26 protein-coding genes, 1 tRNA gene and 1 pseudogene are annotated in these 22385 nt (G+C 31.9%); 22 read left to right on the top strand and 6 right to left on the bottom strand.

The window, feature by feature from the left end; all coding sequences use genetic code 11:
- Window positions 1–16 precede the first annotated feature (16 nt).
- From CJ739_RS14115 to CJ739_RS14050, 13 genes are all read left to right on the top strand, one after another.
- Complete coding sequence (locus CJ739_RS14115; RefSeq protein ID WP_117176426.1) at window positions 17–772, top strand: GDSL-type esterase/lipase family protein; 756 nt, start codon at window positions 17–19, stop codon at window positions 770–772.
- A 603-nt stretch (window positions 773–1375) separates the two neighbouring features.
- The gene (locus CJ739_RS14105) at window positions 1376–2038 is read left to right on the top strand and encodes a hypothetical protein (RefSeq protein ID WP_117176422.1); all 663 of its coding nucleotides are present in this window, start codon (window positions 1376–1378) and stop codon (window positions 2036–2038) included.
- Window positions 2039–2119: 81 nt separating this feature from the next.
- Window positions 2120–2806: a hypothetical protein gene (locus CJ739_RS14100; RefSeq protein WP_117176420.1), complete on the top strand. Its 687-nt coding sequence runs from the start codon at window positions 2120–2122 to the stop codon at window positions 2804–2806.
- A gap of 152 nt (window positions 2807–2958) precedes the next feature.
- On the top strand, window positions 2959–3699 hold the full coding sequence (locus CJ739_RS14095; protein ID WP_117176417.1) for a class I SAM-dependent methyltransferase: 741 nt from the start codon (window positions 2959–2961) through the stop codon (window positions 3697–3699).
- Window positions 3700–3849: 150 nt separating this feature from the next.
- Window positions 3850–3984: a tyrosine-type recombinase/integrase gene (locus CJ739_RS14090; protein WP_117176415.1), complete on the top strand. Its 135-nt coding sequence runs from the start codon at window positions 3850–3852 to the stop codon at window positions 3982–3984.
- A gap of 151 nt (window positions 3985–4135) precedes the next feature.
- The gene (locus tag CJ739_RS14085; RefSeq protein ID WP_117176413.1) at window positions 4136–4714 is read left to right on the top strand and encodes a sigma-70 family RNA polymerase sigma factor; all 579 of its coding nucleotides are present in this window, start codon (window positions 4136–4138) and stop codon (window positions 4712–4714) included.
- Window positions 4715–4776: 62 nt separating this feature from the next.
- Window positions 4777–5547, top strand: a complete 771-nt coding sequence (locus CJ739_RS14080; protein WP_117176411.1) for an SDR family NAD(P)-dependent oxidoreductase — start codon at window positions 4777–4779, stop codon at window positions 5545–5547.
- 218 nt (window positions 5548–5765) lie between these two features.
- Window positions 5766–5850: transfer RNA gene (locus CJ739_RS14075), tRNA-Leu, on the top strand.
- 89 nt (window positions 5851–5939) lie between these two features.
- Entirely contained in the window at window positions 5940–6839 is a 900-nt protein-coding gene (locus tag CJ739_RS14070; RefSeq protein WP_117176409.1) for a MerR family transcriptional regulator, read from the top strand.
- Window positions 6840–6884: 45 nt separating this feature from the next.
- The gene (crtID, locus tag CJ739_RS14065) at window positions 6885–8351 is read left to right on the top strand and encodes a bifunctional phytoene desaturase/3,4-desaturase (RefSeq protein ID WP_117176407.1); all 1467 of its coding nucleotides are present in this window, start codon (window positions 6885–6887) and stop codon (window positions 8349–8351) included.
- An 89-nt stretch (window positions 8352–8440) separates the two neighbouring features.
- On the top strand, window positions 8441–9280 hold the full coding sequence (locus CJ739_RS14060; protein ID WP_117176405.1) for a phytoene/squalene synthase family protein: 840 nt from the start codon (window positions 8441–8443) through the stop codon (window positions 9278–9280).
- Window positions 9281–9289: 9 nt separating this feature from the next.
- Window positions 9290–9739, top strand: a complete 450-nt coding sequence (locus CJ739_RS14055) for a sterol desaturase family protein (protein WP_117176403.1) — start codon at window positions 9290–9292, stop codon at window positions 9737–9739.
- Window positions 9740–9742: 3 nt separating this feature from the next.
- Entirely contained in the window at window positions 9743–10423 is a 681-nt protein-coding gene (locus CJ739_RS14050) for a lycopene cyclase domain-containing protein (RefSeq protein WP_117176401.1), read from the top strand.
- Window positions 10424–10832: 409 nt separating this feature from the next.
- Here the strand turns inward: CJ739_RS14050 and CJ739_RS14045 are convergent, their stop codons facing one another.
- The 5 genes from CJ739_RS14045 to CJ739_RS14025 all read right to left on the bottom strand — a co-directional run bounded on the left by CJ739_RS14045 (window position 10833) and on the right by CJ739_RS14025 (window position 13638).
- Complete coding sequence (locus CJ739_RS14045) at window positions 10833–11393, bottom strand: TlpA family protein disulfide reductase (protein ID WP_117176399.1); 561 nt, start codon at window positions 11391–11393, stop codon at window positions 10833–10835.
- A gap of 76 nt (window positions 11394–11469) precedes the next feature.
- Entirely contained in the window at window positions 11470–11904 is a 435-nt protein-coding gene (locus tag CJ739_RS14040; RefSeq protein ID WP_117176397.1) for a DUF5606 family protein, read from the bottom strand.
- 54 nt (window positions 11905–11958) lie between these two features.
- Window positions 11959–12549, bottom strand: a complete 591-nt coding sequence (gene def, locus CJ739_RS14035) for a peptide deformylase (protein WP_117176395.1) — start codon at window positions 12547–12549, stop codon at window positions 11959–11961.
- 213 nt (window positions 12550–12762) lie between these two features.
- Window positions 12763–13173, bottom strand: a complete 411-nt coding sequence (ruvX, locus tag CJ739_RS14030) for a Holliday junction resolvase RuvX (protein WP_117176393.1) — start codon at window positions 13171–13173, stop codon at window positions 12763–12765.
- Between the two features lie 153 nt (window positions 13174–13326).
- Window positions 13327–13638 (bottom strand): hypothetical protein, encoded by a 312-nt coding sequence (locus tag CJ739_RS14025; RefSeq protein WP_117176392.1) that lies wholly within the window; start codon window positions 13636–13638, stop codon window positions 13327–13329.
- Between the two features lie 329 nt (window positions 13639–13967).
- On the opposite strand from CJ739_RS14025, the gene CJ739_RS14020 reads away from it, so the two are divergent.
- The 5 genes from CJ739_RS14020 to CJ739_RS14000 all read left to right on the top strand — a co-directional run bounded on the left by CJ739_RS14020 (window position 13968) and on the right by CJ739_RS14000 (window position 18451).
- Window positions 13968–14783, top strand: a complete 816-nt coding sequence (locus CJ739_RS14020) for a 2,3,4,5-tetrahydropyridine-2,6-dicarboxylate N-succinyltransferase (protein ID WP_117176391.1) — start codon at window positions 13968–13970, stop codon at window positions 14781–14783.
- A gap of 61 nt (window positions 14784–14844) precedes the next feature.
- Window positions 14845–15828 (top strand): stealth family protein, encoded by a 984-nt coding sequence (locus CJ739_RS14015; protein WP_117176390.1) that lies wholly within the window; start codon window positions 14845–14847, stop codon window positions 15826–15828.
- A 94-nt stretch (window positions 15829–15922) separates the two neighbouring features.
- The gene (locus CJ739_RS14010; RefSeq protein ID WP_117176389.1) at window positions 15923–16603 is read left to right on the top strand and encodes a phosphocholine cytidylyltransferase family protein; all 681 of its coding nucleotides are present in this window, start codon (window positions 15923–15925) and stop codon (window positions 16601–16603) included.
- Entirely contained in the window at window positions 16603–17643 is a 1041-nt protein-coding gene (locus CJ739_RS14005) for a CDP-glycerol glycerophosphotransferase family protein (protein WP_117176387.1), read from the top strand. The genes CJ739_RS14010 and CJ739_RS14005 overlap by 1 nt, the downstream gene beginning before the upstream one ends.
- A gap of 49 nt (window positions 17644–17692) precedes the next feature.
- Window positions 17693–18451 (top strand): glycosyltransferase family 2 protein, encoded by a 759-nt coding sequence (locus tag CJ739_RS14000; protein WP_117176385.1) that lies wholly within the window; start codon window positions 17693–17695, stop codon window positions 18449–18451.
- A 1-nt stretch (window position 18452) separates the two neighbouring features.
- Here the strand turns inward: CJ739_RS14000 and CJ739_RS13995 are convergent, their stop codons facing one another.
- Window positions 18453–19208, bottom strand: coding sequence for a lipopolysaccharide kinase InaA family protein (locus tag CJ739_RS13995; protein WP_117176383.1), 756 nt, complete (start codon window positions 19206–19208; stop codon window positions 18453–18455).
- A gap of 114 nt (window positions 19209–19322) precedes the next feature.
- Here CJ739_RS13995 and CJ739_RS13990 point away from each other — a divergent pair, with 114 nt between their 5' ends.
- The 4 genes and pseudogenes from CJ739_RS13990 to CJ739_RS13975 all read left to right on the top strand — a co-directional run bounded on the left by CJ739_RS13990 (window position 19323) and on the right by CJ739_RS13975 (window position 22234).
- Window positions 19323–19883: an L-threonylcarbamoyladenylate synthase gene (locus tag CJ739_RS13990; RefSeq protein ID WP_117176381.1), complete on the top strand. Its 561-nt coding sequence runs from the start codon at window positions 19323–19325 to the stop codon at window positions 19881–19883.
- A gap of 28 nt (window positions 19884–19911) precedes the next feature.
- A pseudogene (locus tag CJ739_RS13985) lies at window positions 19912–20272 on the top strand (GxxExxY protein).
- Between the two features lie 85 nt (window positions 20273–20357).
- On the top strand, window positions 20358–21776 hold the full coding sequence (locus CJ739_RS13980) for a CCA tRNA nucleotidyltransferase (RefSeq protein WP_117179007.1): 1419 nt from the start codon (window positions 20358–20360) through the stop codon (window positions 21774–21776).
- A gap of 143 nt (window positions 21777–21919) precedes the next feature.
- Complete coding sequence (locus tag CJ739_RS13975) at window positions 21920–22234, top strand: four helix bundle protein (protein WP_117176379.1); 315 nt, start codon at window positions 21920–21922, stop codon at window positions 22232–22234.
- Window positions 22235–22385: the final 151 nt, after the last annotated feature.

Genomic DNA, 22385 nt, shown 5'->3' with positions numbered 1-22385 from the left:
TCACTAAATTTGAATTATGACAAAATTATTTTCAGTCCTATTTTTGATGGTATTAAGTATCAACACTTTTGGACAATCATCCCAACTTTCAACTAAAGAACTAACAAGATTATTTCCAACAAAAAAAGTCGTATCCCGTTATCACAACAACTGGACACAAAACTATTACCCAAAACGTATTCAAGCGTTTAAAAAGGAACCTCTGGAGTTTGGGGAAATTGTATTTATTGGTAACAGTATTACAGAAGGCGGGCTCGATTGGAGTGGGAAATTCGGAAAAGCGCCTATTCGTAACCGGGGAATTGCCGGAGATGTTACTGATGGTGTATTAAAACGTTTAAATGAAATCACCTATTTTAAACCAAAAGCTGTATTTATCCTAATTGGAATTAATGACTTGTTTAGCCTTCATCACGAAGAAGGTAATCCTGATCTAAATTATGATAAAGTTGTTCCATCGCCCGAATATATAGGAAAAAATATATTGAAAATAGCAAAAATAATTCATCGTAAATCACCAGTTACGAAGGTTTATGTGCGTACACTTTTACCCACTCGAAGAGAGTATCTGAAAGAAGATATTCTTTTGGTAAATAAAATGATTAGAAAAAATGAGGTAAAAGGTTATTATGAGGTTATTGATTTCTATGATCAGTTTGTAGATACAAATGGTGAATTAATAAAGGAACTGACCAAAGATGGCGTTCATTTAAATGATAAGGGGTATGAGACATGGGTTAACTTTGAGAAACCAATAATTGAAGGATTGTAAAAGAATTATAATTAGGGGAAGGATACGAGATGAATGATTAAAAAAAACAGAATTGAATTAGAAACGGAACTTGAAAAACGCAACTAAATGATTCCAACAGATAGTGAATTTTCGATGTTATATTTCATTTATGGAATTACTTTTACCCTAATTTTATATGGTTTATTCTTTACATCAAAAAAGAAGGAGTTTTGGTATCATTTAATCTTTTATTCCCTTTATGCTGGACTAATGAGTTATGTTTTCAGTGACAAAGAGAATTTTAGTGGTGGTGGCTCGTTAGTCGTCTTGTTTTACGGATTTATCTTTCCTGTTTTCCATTTAATCGTATATGGAATCATAAAATTGATAAAGTTAATTCGGAATAATAGAACGGAAAAAACGGTGTAGAATAACTAAGTATTCGCATGTTTAGTACGATCGAACATGAACGTCCTTTTGACTGAATCGATTTAATAAAGACTATGGTTCCTTCCTTCGGAATTTTCAGCATAAAATTCCATGTATTTTTACTACATTTGGTTTACGGCGGAAAATCCTTGAGGATTTTCAAGCAACGAAACCATAGCCAAACACATTGGCCGTAATTTTTAATTAAAAGAAATGAATAAAATTAAAAATCTATTTACAGTTATTACAGTTGTGACTTTAACTTTGAGTTCTTGCTCATCCTTAAAAACTTTATCTAATGGAAAACAAATTGACAAAAATCTTGTCGGAATTTGGGAAGGCTCTGAAACCGATAAACAAGTACAAGGTTTAAAAAAAGATTGGCAGATGACAAGAAGTGATGATGGTACTTTTATTTTAAATTTTAAAACCACTTATGAAGGCGAAACAGAGGAGTTAATAGAAAAAGGAAATTGGTGGGTTAAAGGAAAATTATTTTTTGAGTATCATGAAAACTCTGATGAAACAGACACTTATAAGTATGTTTTACTTAATAAAGACCAAGCTAAATTTGAAATGATAAATACTGAAGTTGAGTTTGAGGATAAGAATTATACTTTTATAGACACCCGAGTTTCAGACACAAAATCAAAGGATTCTGCTAAAGATGGTTTATCAATTGAAAATGCAATAAAAGTAAAAAGCATTGCAGAGGAATACGAGTATGCTAGAAAAAATTGTCACGACTGTGAACTTTTGGGACAATCTCTACTTGAACATAAAGGAAAACCATATGACGAATTAAGATTCAAAAATGCAGACGGACAAGAAGTTTCTTATTATTTTGACATTTCATCTTTCTACGGAAAATGGTGATAAAAAACGACTGCCAATAACTAAGATCGTATGGCCGGTACGGCCAGCTATATGGCTGTTATAAAACATTAGAAACAAACTATGGGAATATTTGATTTTTTTAGCTCAAAACCAACAGACGAAAAGCTGACAAAAAAATTAGTGAATTTTGTTTATGACAGTATTCAAACAAAAAATGGAGTTAGAGTTGAGGATGCAATTTGCTTAATTTCAACTATAGCTGCTGAACGCTGTATAGAAGTAGCTAATGAATTCTCGATTCATGAACATGAATTTGAACCAGGTGCAGCAGTTTTTTCAGATAAAATAAATGAACTACTTGTAGGTCCTAACATTGTAGAAAATTGGAATGACTTACCTTCGGAATCTGTTTTTGGGACAATAAGAAATAAAATAGTCCCAAAATTTGACATTAAAAATTTCCCAACATTAATTTCGATTTTTGAAAGTTATGCTCAAAATGTCGGTGAATTAGAATGGGGAAATATAAATCTAACTATACCTATTGACAATAAGCCCTTCCTTTTACCTCTTCAAGCTGGATATGAATCAAGGAAGTATTTTGAAAAAAATATTAATTTAGAGAGCAATAAGAAATCTTTACAAATTGCAATAAATGCATTAACACATATTCTTCATGAAACCAAAATGGCTTTAGATTCAAAAATAGCTTTGACATTGACATTTGAATTAATAAATGGAATGTCAAAAACAGCTACTATGACTGAAAAGAAAATGGAGGAACTAAAAATAGAAATTGACAAATAAATAGGTTACCTAATAGCTATGATAAGTCTGTGACTTCGTAGCAATATTAAAGGAGATTAAGGAAAGTCTGAACAAGTGGCGAACCACGAGCCAATAGTCTATCATTATAAAGTTATTAAAATTAATAACCTAAATTATGAAGAAACAGACATATGAAAGATAATTTTTCCCTTCATTCCGATAGCTATAAAAAATATAGGCCTCAATATCCTTCAGATTTTTATAGCTATTTAAACAGCATTTTACGATGCAAAAACAAAGCTTGGGATTGTGGAACGGGAAACGGGCAAGTAGCCTTTGAATTGGCAAAAACATTCAACATAGTACATGCAACAGACATTAGCCAGACACAAATAAGCCATGCCATTCAAGCAGATAACATCGTCTATTCCATTCAACCAGCAGAAAATACGAATTTTGAAGCAAAGCAATTTGACTTAATTACAATAGCCCAAGCTATTCATTGGTTTGACTTTCAAAAATTTTATAAAGAGGTGAGGCGAACCGCAAAACACAATGCCCTGATTTGCGTCATTGGGTATGGAAGGTTACAAATATCAGAAAAAATAGATGCTGTCATTACGGAATTTTATAACAATACTATAGGGGCTTATTGGGACAAAGAGCGAAATTATATTGACGAACATTATCAAACTATTCCATTTCCCTTTGATGAAATAAAAACACCAGAATTTACTAATAGGATTTACTGGACAGCCGAACATGTAATAGGTTACATAAATACTTGGTCGGCAGTGAAACATTTTATTAAAAAAAATGGATTTAATCCAACTGATCAATTACGTTCTGATATTGAAAAAAATTGGGGTTTTGAGCTAAGAAGAGAAGTTAGATTTCCACTTTTATTAAGAATGGGAATAGTACATGATTGACGTCAGATGATAAAAGCCAGCAGGTTTTGTTCGACAACGGTTCGGGTGTCTTTTTGTTAGATAGGGGTTTGTCCAAACAAAGGGATCTGTTAATGTTTAAAACCAAGCTTTACAAAAAAAACGTTACTTTTTACTGGTTATGCCACCCATATGTTAGAAAAAGGTACCGATTTGCGTTACATTCAAGAATTACTTGGACACAGTAGTAGTAAAACTATTGAAATATATACCCATGTAAACATGATAAGTTTACAACAGGTAAAAAGTCCGCTTGATGATTTATAATTATTTATCCCTATTTTTGTTGTCATAAAAAAGGAGGTATTTATCCGAGCTATCTGTTTAAATTAGACATGTAGGATAGATAAAATCAGACCTATAAACTAGTTGGCTGCAACTCTGCCAAACCACTTTAAACCTCGCAAGACACAACAAAATGAACGACTGTAACATATTTGAAATTTGGGAAGAATACAAAGCATCATTACTTGGTTACATAAAAAAAAGAGTAGCCGACAATGATGATGCAAATGATATTCTTCAAGACGTTTTATTGAAAAGTTACCAATTTTGCTCAAAAGGAAAAACGGTTCTGCATTTAAAATCTTGGCTTTATAAAATAACGCAAAACACAATTATTGACTACTACAAAAAAGTTAATAAAACCATTCCTTTTGACATGGACCCTCAACATGAACAAAATGAACAATCTCTACTTGGTGAAGCTTCAGAATATATCAAAGCGCTTTTGAATTTACTGCCAGACAAATACGCTATTCCGCTTTATATGTATGACCTTGAAGGCATTGAACAAAAAACGATTTCCGAAAAACTAAACTTAACATTACCAAATACAAAATCACGAATTCAAAGAGGCAGAGTAAAACTCAAAGAACGTTTTTTAGAATGTTGCAACGTAGCATTTGACGAAAAAGGTGAAATGATAAGCTTTGATATTAAGCCACAATGCAAAGAACTTCAAGCGGAGAAAAAGCAACTTAAAAATATTTCGTGATTTTTTTTGCATCTTTTTTCAATTTTTGAGTCTTAGAGAGCAAATTTCTAAAAATACTCAAAATGGAAAATCAATTTAACAACAAAACAGCCCTAATTGTGGGAGGAAGCAGTGGAATTGGAAAAGAAACTGCAAAACAATTATTACAACAAGGTACAAAGTGGGTAGCCATTATTGGTCATCAAGACATCAAAATTGAACAAGCTAAAAAAGAACTTTCCACTTTCGGAGAAGTTAAAACTTTTAAAGCGGACCTCACAAAGTGGGAAGAGGTAAACAAAGCTATTGACTTTGTAAAATCGCTTGGACAAACAGATTTACTTGTGAATGCCGTTGGTGTTTTTGTTCCGAAATCCTTTTTAGAACACACTTCCAAAGACTATGACAAATACCTTGACCTTAACAAAGCAACTTTTTTTATTACACAACAAGTCGTAAAAAATATGATAGAACACAAACAGGGTTCTGTTGTTAATATTGGTTCCATGTGGGCAAGTCAGTCGGTTGCTGCAACGCCATCAACAGCCTATTCAATGGCAAAGGCGGGTTTACATTCCTTGACACAGCATTTGGCAATGGAACTTTCTCAATACAACATTCGTGTAAATGCAGTTTCGCCAGCAGTTGTAAGAACAACTATTTACGAAGGTTTTATTGAACCAGAAAAAGTTGCTGAAACACTAGACACTTTTAATAATTTTCACCCAATCGGTAGGGTTGGAAACGCTGATGATGTAGCCAACGTAATCACTTTTTTACTTTCAGAGAAAGCATCTTGGGTAACAGGTGCTGTTTATAACGTAGATGGTGGCGTAATGGCAGGTAGAAATTAATCATTTTAAAATCATTAAAAGATAACATATAAAAAACTACATTTTACAATAAGGTGTGGTTTTTTATTTTTAAACAATTCCATTTAGCAGTAAAACTGTCTTTTAGAAGCAATAGCTAATATTCCAAAAAAAACTAATTTAAGGTAAGACCCAAATCACTATATTTGCACCGTCAAAAGTTAATTTGAAATATTTCAAATCATATTAAAGTTCATTTTGCGCACGTGGCGGAATTGGTAGACGCGCCAGCTTGAGGGGCTGGTATTCGCTTAGAATGTGGAAGTTCGAGTCTTCTCGTGCGCACTTTTCTTCATTAAAATATTAAAACCTTCTCTTTTTGTTGATTTAATCAAATGTTCCATATATTTTTGTTTAACTTTAAATAGTTATCAATGAACAATATCAAGATTAACTTCAGCATTAAAGATCTTGAAAATCTTACTGGTATCAAGGCACATACTATACGGATTTGGGAAAAACGCTATAACTTACTTACTCCAAACAGGTCGGACACCAACATTAGAAACTACAGCCTTGAAAGTTTTAAAAAGTTGCTTAACGTGTCATATTTAAACAACAATGGTTTAAAAATTTCAAGAATTGCTGAGCTAAAAGAAGAAGAAATCGCTACCAAAGTTAAAGAATTGGCTTTAAAAGGAAAAGCAGAAGATTATGCTATTAATGCTTTTAAAATCGCCATGATTAATTTTGATCAAGTGCTTTTTTACAATACATATAGCAGCCTGCTTGCAACCAATTCATTTTCAAATATATTCTACAATACATTTCTTCCCCTACTAAATGACATAGGCTTATTATGGCAAACAAGCACCATTACGCCTGCTCAAGAACATTTTATATCGGTACTTATAAAACAAAAAATCCTTTTAAATATTGAAAAACTACAAAGTTTAAACCCTCAACCAAACACAAAAACCTTTGTATTGTTCTTACCACAACACGAAGTACATGACATCGGTTTATTATTTATTAATTATCAATTAAGAAGTAAAGGCTACCATACCATTTTTTTAGGAGAAAGTGTTCCTATGGAAAGCTTAAAAGAGCTCTTTAATTTTTTCAACGACATCTGCTTCGTATCTTACTTTACGGTGTATCCTGAAGAAGAAAATATTACTGCTTATCTAAAAGATTTTAGCAATTTACTTCTAAACAACAATAGCACAAAGTTGCTGTTACTGGGTCAAAAACTAAATAATTATAGCAATAACGAACTTCCAAAAAATATTACAATCCATAAATCCATCGAAAATTTAGTTAAAGATTTATAAACATTCATTTTTTTGTTTAACTTTTTATTACATTTGTTAAACAAAATGAAGAAAACAATTTTTATAATAGGTTCGGGGTTTTCATCTTTAGCTGCTTCTTGCTACTTAGCTAAAGCGGGCTATCATGTTACCATGTTTGAAAAAAACAGCACGATTGGTGGTCGGGCAAGACAACTAAAAAAAGAGGGATTTGTTTTTGATATTGGTCCGACATGGTATTGGATGCCTGATGTTTTTGAACGCTTTTTTTCAGACTTCAACAAAAAACCTTCAGATTATTATTCATTGGAAAAATTAAATCCTGCTTATAGCGTCTATTTTGGGAAGGATGATTTTATTACCATTGAAGATACTCTTGATAAAATAAAAATAGCTTTTGAAAACGAAGAAAAAGGCAGCGCCAGAAAACTAAATACATTTATTGAAAAAGCTAAAAGCAATTATGACATTGCCATTAAAGACTTAGTTTACAACCCGGGCGTTTCACCTTTAGAATTAGTAACCCCAGCAACCATTAAAAAATTAAATCAGTTTTTTAGTACTATAAAAAAGGATGTTAGAAAAGCATTTAAAAATGATAGATTAGTAAAAATCCTTGAATTTCCCGTGCTATTTTTAGGTGCCAAACCAAGTGACACCCCTTCATTTTATAGCTTTATGAATTACGCCGATTTTGGTCTTGGCACATTTCATCCTAAAAAAGGCATGTATCAAGTCATTTTAGCGATTGAAACATTGGCAAAGGAACTTGGCGTTACCATAAAAACAGAAAGTCCTGTCGATAAAATCATCATAAATAATGGTAAAGCAGTTGGAATTATTTCTAACGGAACAACATATAAAAGTGATATTATAGTAAGCGGTGCCGATTATCACCACACAGAAACTTTATTGGAGAAACCGTACAGACAATACTCCGAAATGTATTGGAGCAAAAAAACCTTTGCGCCTTCCTCCTTACTTTTTTATGTGGGTTTCCATAAAAAACTAATCAATGTAAATCATCATACTTTATTTTTTGATGTTGATTTTGATAGCCATGCAGAAGCTATTTATGATAATCCAAAATGGCCAGAAAACCCATTGTTTTATGCCAGTTTCCCAAGTAAAACAGATGATAGTGTAGCTCCAAAAGGAAAAGAGGCTGGTATTTTTTTAATTCCGCTTGCACCAGGTTTGGAAGACACTCCAGAGCTACGTGAAATCTATTTCAACAAAATTATAGACCGCTTTGAAAATTTAACGTCTCAAAGTTTAAAAAATCAAGTAATATTTAAGGAAAGCTTTTGCATTAACGATTTTATAAAAGATTACAATTCATACAAAGGAAATGCCTATGGGATGGCTAATACGCTTACACAAACAGCATTTTTAAGACCCAAATTGAAAAGTGAAAAAGTGAAAAATTTATTTTTTACGGGTCAATTAACCGTTCCCGGTCCAGGTGTTCCACCATCCTTGATTTCAGGAAAACTAGTAGCAGATTTAGTTATAAAACACCATCAACCATAAAATCGCTTAACTACAAGTGTCTATAAACAAACACCAAATAGGAATAAAACGATACCATATGACCTTTAAAAAACAATAAAAACAAACAGATGAAATCACTTTTCGACACCGTTTCGCATAGTTGCAGCAAAAATATAACAAAAACGTATAGCACATCGTTTTCGTTAGCTACCAACATGTTATATAAATCTATAAAAAATGATATTTATAACATTTATGGCTTTGTAAGACTTGCCGATGAAATTGTTGATTCATTCCACGATTACAACAAAGAAGTCTTATTCAATAGATTTTCTGAAGATTTAGAACTTGCTTTAAAAGATAAAATTAGTTTAAATCCAATTTTAAATTCATTTCAATACACATTTCATAAATATAACATTGACAAAAAACTAGTCGATGCCTTTATGCATAGTATGCGTTTAGATTTACACAAAACCGCATACTTAACAAACGAAGAATATAAAAATTATATTTATGGTTCTGCCGATGTGGTTGGGCTTATGTGCTTAAGAGTATTTGTAAAAGGCGATAACGATAAATACAACGACCTAAAAGATACTGCCATGGCATTGGGTTCTGCATTTCAAAAAGTAAATTTTTTAAGGGATTTAAAAGCAGATTTTGACGGATTAAATAGAAGTTATTTTCCAAATGTGGACTTAAATAATTTAGATGAAACCTCAAAACAACACATCATTAATGATATTGTAAGCGATTTTGAAAAAGGATTGAGTGGCATTAAAAAGCTACCCATAGAAGCTAAATTTGGCGTTTTTATGGCTTATAGATACTACAAGCAATTATTAAAAAAACTAAAAAAAACCCCCGCTCTACAAATTAGAAATGCTAGAATACGCGTTTCTAATCCAAAAAAAGTAGAGCTCTTAATGAGAAGCTATGTAAAGTATCAATTAAATTTAATGTAAATTTATAACATGCAAACAGTACTTTGGATCCTTATTTTTTTAGCAACTTATTGCTTTATGGAATTTATGGCGTGGTTTACCCATAAATATGTGATGCATGGTTTTTTATGGAGTTTGCATAAAGATCACCATAAAAAAGACCACGATAGTTGGTTTGAGCGCAACGATGCTTTTTTTGTTTTTTATGCCGTCATAAGTATTGGTTGCTTTTTATTATGGAAGTATCATATTTTTTGGGCTGGTTTACCTATTGGTGTTGGTATTTTTGCCTATGGTTTATCGTACTTTTTGGTACACGATATTTTTATACACCAACGGTTTAAACTATTTAGAAATGCCAATAATTGGTATGCCAAAGGCGTAAGACGTGCACACAAAATGCACCACAAGCATATTAACAAAGAAGAAGGTGAATGTTTTGGGATGTTGTTTGTCCCTTTTAAATACTTTAAAAAGTAGTGAATGACTTATTTGTATCTTCTTTTAAATTTAGGTTCTTTATCTGTTCCCTTTATTTATAGTTTTCACCCTAAATTAAAGTTCTACAATCATTGGAAGTCTTTAGGAATTGGTATTCTAATTAGTATGCTCATTTTTATTCCTTGGGATGTTTTTTTTACCCAACATGGCATTTGGGGATTTAATCCAAATTATTTTTTAGGCATAAAATTAGTTAACTTACCTATTGAAGAATGGCTGTTTTTTATATGTATTCCTTATGCTTGTGTTTTTACACACTATGCATTATTACATTACTTTCCTAATTTAGAACTATCAAGCGGTATTACTAAATTAATAAGCTATGTATTGATGCTTGGTTTTCTCATCATTTCAATCTATAATTATAACAAATGGTACACATTTGCTAACTTTTCTTTAGCTACAATTTTAATGCTTATTGTCGTTATCAAAAAGCCAGAGCTCCTACAATCTTACTTAGTAACTTTTTTGGTAATGCTTATCCCCTTTTTTATTGTGAATGGAATTTTAACAGGAAGTTTTATTGAAAATGAGGTGGTTTGGTATAATCATTACGAAAATTTGAATATGCGATTATTTACCATTCCTATTGAAGATACAGTATATGCTTTTACACTTATCCTTTTAAATCTCTTTGTGGTAAAATCTATTGAAAATAAATAGTGCGATTATGAAGTGGTTTAAACTTTTTCCAATTGGCTAAAAAATCGCCCTTTTTTGCTCTAGGCGCCTCCCGGCCCATTGGCTATGCCGAATCTTCGATTTCACTAAAACAGACCACAGGACTGTTTACTCACGACACTTAATTATTTGAAAAATACGTGTTCGTGAACCTTACGGTTTCTTAACGTTCTGTCCTGTCTTTTTTCTTTCCGTAGCTTTTCCAACGCGACAAGCTGGCTCCTTCGCTAAAAAGATTTACTAAACCTTTTCTTTACGCTCGACCCTAATTCTAAAAAGGCTTCGATTGGACAAAATTGCCATTGCGCTGGCTGGCCCGTTCGCTAAAATAACCTACTGGGTTATTTTTTCACGCTCCGTCCTGCTTCAATCGAAAAAGTTTAAATCACTTCTATTTTAATAAATCATCAATCGTGGTTCTTATTTTACTACTGTTCCAGTTGACAGCCCCATTTTCATCAATTACAACATTCCCTTCCTTGTCTATTAAAAATGTTCTTGGAATGGTTGGAATATTGAAAAAATCAGGATATGCTTCTGCGGGCCTATACACTTTAAAGGTATAATTGTTTTTTTCTAAAAACGGATCAACCTTACTAAACCAGTCGTTAGTAACAAAAAGGAACACTATCTTATCACTATAATCATTATAAAGCGCTTGCATACTTGGCATTTCGGCAATACATGGCGGACACCAAGTTGCCCAAAAATTAATCAAAACAACCTTTCCTTTGGTGTCTTCAAAATTAAAAATTGCTTTGTCTTTATCTATTAATTTCCAATTATAATTCGGGATTTTAGTTAGTTTTTCTTCATTTACACTTACTGGTCTAATAAATGAGATCGCTTTATGTAACAAAACTTGAATGGGTTTTCTTGTTTGGGGTATTATTAAAACCGCTATAACAAGTAAAAAAACAATGTGCTTAATTTTTGGTTTGGGAATATTCATAATTATCAATTAAAAAAGGCATAATTCCTATGTCGAAACTATGCCTGATATCTAACAAAAAACAAAGAAAGTTTTTTTATTCTTCTTCGTCTTTAACTGTTTCTTTTTTAGCTTTAGAATCTTCTTCTAAATCCAACATATTGTGTTCCTGTAATAAGTTATACCATTGGATTACCTTTTTAATATCGCTAACATATACGCGGTCTTCATCGTAATCTGGCAACACTTCAAAAAAGTATTCTTCTAGCACATCTTTACTATCTTTAGCTTTAACCGAAGTTTGTCCGCCATCTTCCTTTTTCTTAATGTTTTTAAACACTTCCTTTAAAGGCACTTCTTCACTTAAAGTATAAATTGCTATTTCACTTAAAACGCTTACATTTTGCTGCACATTAACCGACAAACGTTTTTTATCAATTAAAGACTCTGCTACAAAACCACCACGAGTTTGTGCAATTAATTTGTACAATCCGGGCTTCCCTGCTATAGCTAAAACTTTTTCTAAACTCATAAATTATTTTTTGAAAAAAGCAAATATCAACTGTTTATTGATGTCTTGCAAATATTATCGTTTCTTTTTTTGGTCTGGAAAACGCATGCGATATTCTACATCTATCTTTCCTTTAGATATGTTGACAAGTCTTCCTTTTATTAAACGTTTTTTTAAACTTGATAGTTTATCTGTAAACAGCACGCCTTCAATGTGGTCATATTCGTGTTGAATAACCCTAGCAATTAATCCATCAAAAACTTCGGTACGCGGTTTAAAGTTTTCATCAAGATATTCAATAGTTACTTTTGGTTTTCTAAAAACATCTTCTCGAACGTCTGGAATGCTTAAACAGCCTTCATTGAATGCCCACTCATCACCTTCTTCTTTTATAATTTTGGCATTAATAAAGACGCGTTTAAATCCGTCTAGTGCTTTTTGTTCTTCTTCGGTCAATTCTTCATCATCTGAAAAGGGCGTGGTATCCACAATAAACAATCGAATGGCCAATCCTATTTGAGGTGCCGCTAAACCAACGCCATTAGCATTGTACATGGTTTCGAACATGTTCTCTAGTAGAATATCCAGATTTGGATATTCTTTATTTATATCAACTCCTACCTTTTTCAAAACAGGGTCGCCATAGGCTACAATGGGTAAAATCATGGTTATAATTTCTGTTATTATCTGCAAAAATACAATACTTATAATTTATTGGTTGTATTAATAAGTAATAAATTCTTTTGAAAAACAGGAAATAGAGAAAAGAATCAAGAACCAAGAGAAAATAGAGAATAGAAAATAGGATCATGAATTATGAATTGTGTACTTTGAACCAAGAGAAGTAGTAGTAACAATCCAACATGTCTAAAATCCTAATTACTTAGAATACAAATAGCTTTGCAGAATAAGTGTGGCACTGATTTCGTCAACCAACGCTTTATTTTTTCGTTGATTTTTTTTCAAGCCGCTATCAATCATCGTTTGAAACGCCATTTTAGATGTAAAGCGTTCATCAATACGTTGTATGGGTATATTGGGAAATTGCTGTTCTAATTTCTTCAAAAATGGGGCAATTAACGTTTCGCTTTCAGATGCCGTATTATCCATTTGTTTAGGTTCACCAACTATAAATAATTCAACAGGCTCTTTACTTATATAATCCTTTAAAAAAGAAAGCAGTTCGTTGGTGTTAACTGTGGTAAGCCCAGAAGCTATAATTTGTAACGCATCGGTTACTGCTAAACCAGTGCGTTTCATACCATAATCGATTGCTAAAATGCGAGCCATATCATTTCTTTAAGGCAAAAATAAAGCAATAATACCATTTACTATTTGAATTTACCGTAATAATTGGTATGAAAGCAAAAAGGCCCTCTTTTTAAAGAAAGCCTTTTTATAATTTAACCTTATTAAATATTTGAATATGAACTCTTGTTTGGTTTAAGCTTTTACTTCTTTATTGATTTTAGGAAATAACAAATTTAAGTTATCTATATTTCTTAAACGGTTAAAATAAAGTCTAATATCACTACTGCTACGAGCGATAGATTCTTTTACTTCAGAAGCATCGATTAAAATAGCTTCGTTTACATTAACAGTGCTAACTGTGTTTTCAACAGTAACTTGTTTGTCATTTTCAGAAACAGAAACAGTATTATTAGTTTCAACTTTTACAACTTCGGTAGTGCTTTGTGCATTTCCAAAAGAAAAAGCTAATAAGAAAATTAATAATATGTAAACGTTTGTTTTCATGTTGTTTGTTGTTGTTTGATGAGACAAATATATAGGCACATGAAAGCTTGTACATAATAAATTAGTTATATGCATCTGTATTTTCGATTAGTAGTGGAGCGACAATTTTTTATCGACAAATAGATAAAACGCTTGTTTTGTAAGACCAAATACCCCAAAAATGCATTTCATCGGATTATTTTTTTCTTTGAAAGGAAAAATGAGCTAGCAATTTTTGGAAAATTGTCGATTAACGACACCTTTTAATAACTTTCAAAATCCATATTAATGGATGTTTCGTTCCTGTTTTTTAGTAGATACTACTATATTTGCCAAAAATTAAAATACAAATGACCGAATTAAGACAAACCATTGAACAAGCTTGGGATCATAGAGACCTTTTAAAAGAAGACAAAACGATGTCTGCCATTAGACAGGTAATCGACTTATTAGATAAAGGTGAATTAAGAGTTGCCGAACCTATTGAAGGCGGATGGCAAGTGAACGAATGGGTTAAAAAAGCCGTTGTTTTATATTTTCCTATCCAGAAAATGGAAACCATTGAATGTGGTCCATTAGAATTCCATGATAAAATTCCGTTAAAGAAAGGCTATGCCGAAAAAGGTATTCGTGTAGTGCCTCATGCTATTGCAAGACATGGTGCTTACATTTCTGCGGGTACTATTTTAATGCCAAGTTACGTTAATATTGGTGCTTATGTAGATGAAGGTACTATGGTAGATACATGGGCTACAGTTGGAAGTTGTGCTCAAATTGGTAAAAATGTACACTTATCAGGCGGTGTTGGTATTGGTGGTGTTTTAGAACCCTTACAAGCAGCTCCGGTAATTATTGAAGATAATGTATTTGTTGGTTCTAGATGTATCGTTGTTGAAGGTGTACATGTTGAAACTGAAGCTGTTTTAGGTGCTAACGTGGTATTAACCATGAGTACCAAAATAATTGACGTTACAGGCGACATACCTATTGAAATGAAAGGTCGCGTGCCAGCACGTTCGGTAGTAATTCCTGGAAGTTATACCAAAAAATTTGCTGCGGGCGAATACCAAGTGCCTTGTGCTTTAATTATAGGAAAACGTAAAGAAAGTACCGATAAGAAAACATCTCTAAACAATGCGCTTCGTGAAAACGATGTAGCGGTTTAATATAAACAATTACAATTTTTATATTTTTAAAGAAAACTAAATATAACTTAGAGCAAATTTTATGATAGAACTTAAGCCTAATATCCAAGTTGATGCTGTAATAACATGGGTAGATGGTAATGATAAAAACTGGCAAGAAAAAATAGCGGCATATTCTAACGCCAAAATAAACTTCTCGTCAAAAGAACATCTTAAACGTTATAATTCTATAGGTGAAATTGATATCGCCATAAGATCTATTATAAAATTTGCTCCATTTATAAAAAATATTTATTTAGTTACAGATAACCAAACTCCTGAATCTTTTAACAATCTTAAAACGTTAGCCGAAAGCAAAAATGTTAATTTAAAATTAATTGACCATAAAGTTATTTTCCGCGGATATGAAGCGTATTTGCCTTGTTTCAACTCTTGTTCTATAGGTTCAATGCTTTTTAGAATACCTGGTTTATCGGAGCACTTTATTATTTTTAATGACGACACCTTTATAATGCGTGAAACGTCTGTAGATGACTTTTTCATTGCAGGTCAGCCAATAATTAGAGGAAAATGGAAAAAGTTTAATGAAGATAGAACATTAAGAAACCTGTATCACAGTGTGCTCTCCTATTTGGGGAAACCTGTAAATAAAAGTGGTACTGGATTTAAAAAGCTTCAGCAGAACAGTGCTAAATTAGCACAAACAAATAAATATGTAAGGCGTTTTCACACCCCTGTTTGTGTTAGAAAATCTACCTTAGAAGATTTTTTCGCGAAAAACGATATCCTCAAGGATAATGTTAAATATCGATTTAGAAATGAAAATCAATTTATCATATCTTCACTTTCTGAACATTTAGAGATTAAAAAAAACACTTATCACTATAGAAATAATTCACAACTCACTTATTTCAGGTCCTACAAAAAGGTTTGGTTAACCAACTTAAAATTATATTTGTTTAAACGGAATAAAAACAAACTTTTTATAACCTTCCAAAGCTTGGATATGGCTAATGATAAAACATTAAAAAATATTTTTAATTGGATTAGCGAAAGATTGAAATAATATCATGAAACCCCCATGAGAATGGCATTAACATACACGGGATGATTATTCAGGGGTGTTCCATCTGACCAAACTAAACAATAAAAATAAACAGATGAAAATAATAATTCTAGCAGCAGGTATAGGGTCACGTTTAGGCAATCCTCTTCCAAAACCATTGACCTCTTTAAAAAATGGAAAAAGCATTATGCAAATGCAAACCGAAAACATTGCTTCAAAGTATAATATTGATGACATTAATGTTGTTGTGGGTTTTAAAAAAGACTTAATAATGGAACGTTTTCCAGAGCTAACCTATGTTTACAATCCATTTTTTGATAGAACAAACACCTCTAAAAGTTTGCTACAAGCTTTAAAAAAACACCGAGACAAATCGGTGCTTTGGTTTAATGGCGATGTTGTTTTTGACGAAAAGCTACTTGACATACTTAATCCATATATTAAGCAAAACCAATCGTTTGTTGCTGTAAACACAAGTAAAGTTGCTGATGAAGAAGTTAAATACACCCTTAAAGATGGTTTTGTTAACGAGCTTTCTAAAACTGTAAAAAATGGTTTGGGTGAAGCTGTAGGCATCAATTTTATTTCATCAACTGATATTTTAAAATTTATTGACCGCCTAGAAGAATGTGATGATAATGATTACTTTGAAAGAGGTCTTGAATTAGCCATTGAAAAAGACCATATCAAAATTAAGGCTGTTGATATTTCTGCATTTAATTGCATGGAAATTGATTTTATTGAAGATTTAGAAAATGTGAATAATTTACTGTAATGAAAGTTATTCTTTTTTGTCAAAATAATTATGCATTCGGTATTTTAGAACCCATAAAAGAAGTTCTTGAAGTTAATAATGACGACTTTATATGGTTTATAAAAGAACATATTTATAATGACTTTCCTTTTAAATCTGATAAACATACTACAAAAATTGCTGATTTAAGGACTTACAAAAGTGACGTTATTTTTGTACCAGGTAACGAAGTCCCACACTATCTAAGAGGCTTAAAAACACAAATATTTCATGGTTTAGCAGGCGAAAAAAAAGGGCATTTTAGAATTAGGCATTATTTTGATTTGTACCTAACACAAGGGCCTTATTTTACAGATAAGTTTAATGAACTTAAAAAAGAACACAAAAACTTTGATGTTATTGAAACAGGTTGGCCAAAACTAGACATTTACGGAAAAGACAAAAATAAGTATGCCAATTACAAAACAGAACTTTTAAAAACATACCATGCCGAAAAAGTAATCTTATATGCTCCTACTTTTTCGCCAAAATTAACATCTGGACCACATTTAGTTAACCAAATTAAGCAACTCGCCAATAAACATCCTGAGTATATTATTTTGCTAAAATTTCATCCGTTAATGGCTAAAGAATGGCTTGATGTTTATAAAGCCTTAGCCGAAACCACCCAAAATATTATTTTTCAAGAAGAAAAGAACATTATCAAATTTTTATTGGTAGCCGATTTACTGGTAAGTGATACGTCATCGGTCATTTATGAATTTATTTTGCTTGATAAACCTGTTATAACATTTAAAAGTATTTCTGAAAATATAAATTGGGAAAATTCTAATGATTATAACGCATTGGAAACATTAGTGAAAATAAATTTAGAAAACGATCCCTTTTCGCAATCTAGAGCATACATAAACAGCCAATTTCACCCATATAATGATGGTAAATCCGCCGAACGCATGGTGGAAACAGTAAGAACATACATCAAAGTCAATGGTGTACCAGAAAAAAGGAATATTTCATTTTTTAGACGCTTAAAAATTCATTCTATTTTTGGTAAATCTTAAACTTCTAAAAATATTTAATATACTTTTACACCTACAAACCCCCTAATAAATGATTAAACTTTCAGCAGTAATTATAACATACAATGAAGAAGAGCATCTAGAAAAATGTTTAAGTTCATTAACTGATATTGCTGACGAAATTATTGTAGTCGATTCATTTTCTACCGATAAAACGCCCGAAATTTGCAAATCATTCCATGTTACATTTATTCAACATCCATTTGAAGGGTATATTGAACAAAAAAACTATGCCGTTTCTTTGGCAAATAATAACTATATTTTATCACTTGATGGTGATGAAGCCCTTTCTAAACCTTTAAAAAACAGCATATTAAAAACTAAATCCAACTGGCAATTTGATGGTTATTATTGCAACCGCCTGAATAATTATTGTGGGCAATGGATAAAGCATTCCGATTGGTATCCCGACAAAAAACTACGCTTATTTAAAAAAGGGAGTGGCGAATGGGAAGGTATTAATCCGCACGATTCCTATAAATTAAAAAAAGGGCTTAAAGCAGGCAAATTAAAAGGAGACTTGTTGCATTGGGTTTATCGCGATTATTCAGACCACAACTTAAAAGTAGAGCGCTTTTCAACCATTGCTGCCGAAGCTTATTATAAATTAGGTAAAAAATCGTCTATCTGGAAAATTATTTACAGACCAGCTTGGGCATTTTTTAAAGCTTATTTTTTAAGATTGGGTTTTTTAGATGGTTTAAACGGATTGGTTATTTGTGTTCAAACCTACAATGTAACGTTTTTAAAATACGTAAAACTTTATAGGCTTTGGAAAACTAAGTCCTAATCTATTTTTTCAGAAGCTTCTTTTTTAGTCTTTTTTTTCTATGGAACTTCTCTTGAAAAGCTTCTGTTTCTTGCCACATTAAATTGAAAATAGTATTAAAATCTTCCCCCGAACATTTAGCATATTCATCGCTCATCACCTCCACCATTGATTTATGAATGGTTAAACGTGCAAAGTTTTTAATTCTGGTTTCAAAATCCATAGGTCCAAACTGCATTCTGTTCAAATCAACTAAATAGAAATCATAACCATTTTCGTTCTTTTTAATTAATGTATTTCCTGGCGAATGATCTAAAAAACGAATCCCTTTTTCATGTAAACCATAGGTAAATCGAGTAAAAGCCCTTAGTATAATATCATAATCGGGTATGTTAAAATCTTTGGTAAGTTCTCGGTAAGTCATATCGCAATCCAATTGCTCACTTATATAAAAGCTTTTATTGAAACTGAAAACCGATTTATACTCAAAATACGCCATAGGTTTTGGCGTGCCCACACCTAACTCCAAAAGTTTATTTGCATACTCAAACGAGCGTTGTGCTTTACTTTTCCTAAAAAAATTGTAAACTATTTTGTTTACCGCATTCGGAGTTTTAAAAGCTTTAATGTTTAAACTTACACCTTCAACAGGAATTATTTTAATAATGTTTCGCTTACCAACACCTCCTTCATACGTATCAAAATTATGAATTACCTTGGTTAACGTTTCTTTAAAATCGTTATTTAAACCTGTATTAAAAACTTTAATTTCCTTCATTCAAACAAAATAAATACTCAAAAAAATGATGTTGTGTAATCTACTTCAATTTAAAACAAATCATATTAATTTTCTGTTGTAAATTTGCAGCGTTGCAAATATAAGGTTCATAATATGAATGAAGAAATAAATAAAGCATTACAAACTTTAAAATCTGGTGGTTTAATTCTATATCCAACCGATACCGTTTGGGGCATTGGTTGCGATGCTACAAATCCCGAGGCTGTAAAAAAAGTATATGCCCTAAAACAACGCGAAGACAGTAAAGCTTTAATATGTTTGGTTGCTGATGACAGGATGCTTAAAAAATATGTAAAGAAAGTGCCTGAAGTGGCCTTAAATATTATTGATGTTACCGATAAACCAACCACTATTATTTATGATGACGCTCAAAATTTAGCACCCAATTTAATAGCAGAAGACGGCACCATTGCTATAAGAATTCCAGATGATGAATTTTGCTTTCAACTTTCAAGGAGGTTAAATGGTGCTATTGTTTCAACATCGGCAAATATTAGTGGCTACCCTACTCCAAATTCATTTAAAGAAATACAACAAGAGGTTTTAAAAGGTGTAGACTATATTGTAAATTTGCACCACGAAAAAATATGCGCAAAACCATCGTCAATTATTAAGTTAAGCAATAATGGGGTTGTGAAAATTATACGGGAATAAAAATATAGCCACTAATACACTAATATTTATGTCTGACCTATTATATAAATCTGAGAGTTATGATATTGTTGGCGTTTTATTTGAAGTGTATAATAATTTAGGAAGCGGCTTTTCAGAAATTGTTTATAAAGATGCAATTGAATATGAATTTAACTTTCGAGAGAGAAAAAGAATATTGTGTAAAGTATAAAGACACTATACTATCTCACAAATTTTATGCTAATTTCATCGTAAACGATAAAATCATCCTAGAGATAAAATATTCTGATGGTATCCATGATAAGCACATTTCTCAATGTCTAAATTATTTAAAAATAAGTGATAACAAATTAGCCATTTTAGCAAATTTTCATAAAGACTATTTACAGCACAGAAGAGTAATTTTGTAAAAGATTTGCGAGCTATCTCAGATAGCTATTGGTGATATTTCCAAAATTGATTAAAAAAATTCGTGTATTAGTGGCGAAAAAAAATATGAATTACAAAGAAGCCTTACATCATCCTATTTTTGAAATAATTTCCAAATCTGCCAAAGAACTACATCTAGACAGCTATGTCATTGGTGGTTTTGTACGCGATTTTATTTTAAAACGTGGCTCCGCAAAAGATATTGATATCGTTGCCATTGGAGATGGTATTAAATTAGCAAAACAAGTTGCTAAAAACCTACCGAACAAACCAAAAGTACAGATCTTTAAAACCTATGGAACCGCCATGCTTTTATATGATGACATTGAAGTTGAATTTGTTGGCGCCCGTAAAGAATCCTATACCGAAAATAGCAGAAACCCAGCGGTTGAAAACGGCACACTTCAAGACGACCAAAGCCGTCGTGATTTTACTATAAATGCCTTGGCTTTAGATTTAAGCGAAACCCATTTCGGTAATTTACTCGACCCTTTTAATGGTATTCAAGATTTAGAAAACAAAATCATTCGAACCCCTTTAAATCCAGACATCACCTATAGCGACGACCCGCTGCGTATGATGCGTGCTATTCGGTTTGCAACACAATTAAATTTTACCATAGAGCAAAGTTCTTTAGATGCGATTACTAGAAATTCTGAAAGGATTAAAATTATAACCAACGAACGTATTGTCGTAGAACTGAATAAAATTCTTGAAAGTGAAACCCCTTCCATTGGCTTTTTACTTTTAGAACAAACAGGAATATTACAATTTATTTTACCCGAACTCATTGCTCTAAAAGGAATTGATGAAGTTGAAGGCCAACGCCATAAAGACAATTTTTATCACACCCTAGAAGTGGTTGATAATATTGCTAAAAACACCGATGACCTTTGGTTGCGTTGGGCGGCCTTATTACACGATATTGGAAAAGCACCAACCAAAAAATTCAGTAAAAAAGTAGGCTGGACGTTTCATGGACACGAATTTGAAGGCTCTAAAATGGTATATCGTTTATTCAAACGTTTAAAAATGCCTTTGAATGAAAAAATGAAATTTGTTCAGAAAATGGTGTTAATGAGTTCACGCCCTATTGTATTGGCAAATGATGAAGTTACTGACTCTGCTGTTCGTAGATTGGTTTTTGATGCTGGCGATTTTGTAGACGATTTAATGACGCTTTGTGAAGCCGATATTACCACAAAAAACCCTAAAAAGTTCAATAAATATCACAACAACTTTAAAATTGTTCGCGAAAAAATTATTGAAGTTGAAGAGCGAGATCATGTTAGAAATTTCCAACCACCTATTTCGGGAGAAGAAATCATGGAAACCTTCAATTTAAAACCTTCAAAAGAAATTGGCATCATTAAAGAAACCATTAAAGAAGCTATACTTGAAGGCGATATTCCAAACGATTATGAAGCAGCCTATAAATTAATGCTGAAAGAAGGTGAACGATTGGGTTTGGAAGTTACAAAGTAGCAAAGATGCAAAGTAGCAAAGTGACAAAGCGAGAAGTAACTAACTAAAAAACTTTGAAACTCTGAAACTTTGAAGCTCTGAAACCAAAAATAAAAACCCATGAAAAACGAGCATACATATAGAAAATTACTTATTTGGCAACTATGTCTTTGGTAACGGATATTTACAAAGAAGTCAAAATATTCCCTTCAGACGAGTTATATGCTTTAACATCACAAATAAAAAGATCGGCTACATCTATACCAAGTAATATAGCCGAAGGTTACGGAAGAGAAGGGACAAAAGATTATTTAAGATTTTTGAATATTGCTTTAAGTTCTCTGTTCGAATTACAAACGCAAATTGAAATAGCTCATAATTTAAAGTTTTTGAAAGAAGAAAATTTCAACAAACTATATGAAAACACAAGAGAAATTGAACGAATGTTTACCAGTTTTATTAAAAAAATCAACGTATGAAAACTTATAAAGTAGCAAAGTGACAAAGTAGTAGAGCGGCAAAGCGAAAACTAACTAACTAACTAACTAACTAACTAACTAACTAACTAACTAACTCAGAAACTCTGAAGCTCTGAAACTTTGAAGCTTTGAAGCTTTGAAACTCTAAAAA

It is taken from the genome of Mariniflexile sp. TRM1-10 (genome assembly GCF_003425985.1).
Lineage (GTDB): Bacteria > Bacteroidota > Bacteroidia > Flavobacteriales > Flavobacteriaceae > Mariniflexile.
The sequence above is the reverse complement of the archived record's forward strand: the minus strand, read 5'-3'. Positions and strand labels throughout refer to the sequence as shown.